Source organism: Gordonibacter sp. (assembly GCF_036667095.1).
Taxonomy (GTDB): domain Bacteria; phylum Actinomycetota; class Coriobacteriia; order Coriobacteriales; family Eggerthellaceae; genus Gordonibacter.
Genome location: NZ_JAVWUP010000325.1, coordinates 1 through 2,123, shown reverse-complemented (window position 1 = coordinate 2,123; position 2,123 = coordinate 1). Strand labels below are relative to the sequence as shown.

At 57.7% G+C, this 2,123-nt stretch carries 1 protein-coding gene; it reads left to right on the top strand.

Annotated features, from left to right (window positions below):
* Window positions 1–150 precede the first annotated feature (150 nt).
* Window positions 151–1,560, top strand: a complete 1,410-nt coding sequence (gene ffh, locus RR842_RS14245; protein WP_332554456.1) for a signal recognition particle protein — start codon at window positions 151–153, stop codon at window positions 1,558–1,560.
* The last annotated feature ends 563 nt before the right edge of the window (window positions 1,561–2,123 follow it).

Here is a 2,123-nt window from a genome sequence, read left to right as displayed (position 1 = left end):
CGGGCATTAACCGCTACTTCTGCGACTACCGATAACCCTACCGATAAGGCACGGTCGGATTGCTTGTGTGTTTGTGGTCGGAGCGGGATTGCTGTCGTATAATTCAAAACAGTACGCTTAATCGACGTATACGACGAGGAGCCACGCATCATGCTCGAAAACCTTTCGACGCGCCTTCAGGGCATATTCAGCGGGCTGCGCGGCAAAGGCCGCCTGACCGAAGATGACATTAACGATGCCATGAAGGAAATTCGCATGGCGCTTCTTGAGGCGGACGTCAACTTCAAGGTGGTGAAAGGGTTCGTCGCGCGCACAAAGGAGCGCTGCCTGGAGGCCGAGGTGCTGGACTCTCTTACACCAGCGCAAAACGTCGTGAAAATCGTCATGGACGAGCTTACCGAGCTTTTGGGCCGCACCGACAGCAAGCTGGTTCTGACCAGCCGCATTCCTAACGTCATCATGTTGGTGGGCTTGCAGGGCTCCGGCAAGACGACGGCTGCCGCCAAGCTGGCCTACCGCCTGAAGCAAGAGAATCATGCTCCGTTGCTGGTTGCCTGCGACGTGTACCGCCCCGCTGCGGCCGACCAGCTGGAAACGCTCGGCGTCGAGATCGGAGTGCGCGTGTACCGCGGCGACGGAAAAGACCCGGTGAAGATTGCGCAAGAGGGCATCCAGGACGCCATCGACAATCTGCGCGACGTGGTTATCGTGGACACGGCGGGCCGCTTGCACGTGGATGACAAGATGATGGACGAGGCTGAGGCCATTAAACGTGCTGTTAAGCCCGATCAGATACTCATGGTAGTGGATGCTATGACCGGCCAGGACGTGGTGAATGTGGCGGCGGCATTTTCCGAGCGCGTCGACTTCGACGGCGTGATCATGTCGAAGATGGACGGCGATGCCCGCGGCGGCGGCGCTCTGTCTATCAAGCAGGTCACCGGCAAGCCGATCAAGTTCATCTCCTCAGGCGAGAAGCCCGACTCCCTCGAGGAATTCCACCCCGACCGCATGGCAAAGCGCATCTTGGGGATGGGCGACGTGGTCAGCTTTATCGAGCAGGCCGTGAAGGTTCAGCAAGACGAAATCGAGGCCGAGACCACTGAGCGCATGATGCGCGCCCAGTTGAACCTGAATGACTTCATTGAGATGAATCGCCAAATACGCAAAATGGGTGGTGTCTCTAAGCTGCTCTCCGCTCTGCCGGGAGGCGATAAGGCCATGGCGGGTGGTCAAGTGGATGAAGGCGCGCTTGATCATATGGAGGTTATCATCAATTCCATGACCAAGGCCGAGCGCGAGAAGCCCGACCTGCTCAATGGCCCTCGACGCGCCCGCATCGCTGCCGGTGCCGGTGTGACGGTCTCGGACGTGAACCAGCTTATCAAAAAGTTCAACGAGACCAAAAAGATGATGAAGAAGATGATGCCCGCCGAAGATGCGGGGGGCAAGCGCGGCAAGAAGGGCAAAGGGCGCCGTCGGCGTATGGGCCTGCCTGGTGGTATGGGCGGTATGAACATGGCCGATCTGAAGAAGCTCCAAGACATGATGGGCGAATAGCGGGTTTTAGCTCTGCCAAGCAAGGCGATTCCGGAGTTTTTGAGCTGAGGGCAGCATCGCGGTGATGGTGCGGGCGGTTCCGGCGGTGGATGCTGTTACGGTGGTGCCGAGGGTACGGGCGAGTTCGGTGTCCGAGTGGTTATATCGTGGATGTTGTGAAGGCGGTAAGATTCGCAGATATATTACCTATTGAACAAAGGCGGGTTGCAGAGTGCGCGCTTCTCGCTTTAAAGAGAACGAGCTTGTTCGCGCGTTGCTGGATAAGGGTATTTTGCATGCAGGCAGAACTCGGTAAACGCTGCTGTTCCCTGGGGTCTTATAGAGGTTCCGCTCTGATGTGAGCGATGGGGCTTATAGGGGTGCCTAGACGTGGTTTGGGGGAGGGAGGTCGGCCGAATGTCCGAACAGGTGAAGCGTTATTGGCCGCGAGTGCTCTATCCCGTCGCGGTATTTTTTGCGTGTGCCCTTGTGTACTACCTGGTGCTCAAAGGTTTTTTGTCGATTCCGGTTCTCAACGCTGATACGCAGGTGCGACCTGCTTCGGGTTTGGGGCCGGTGCTTGG

Coding starts and splice junctions, on each gene's coding strand:
- ffh (WP_332554456.1), top strand. CDS start 151: ATGCTCGAAAACCTTTCGACGCGCCTTCAGGGCATATTCAGCGGGCTG.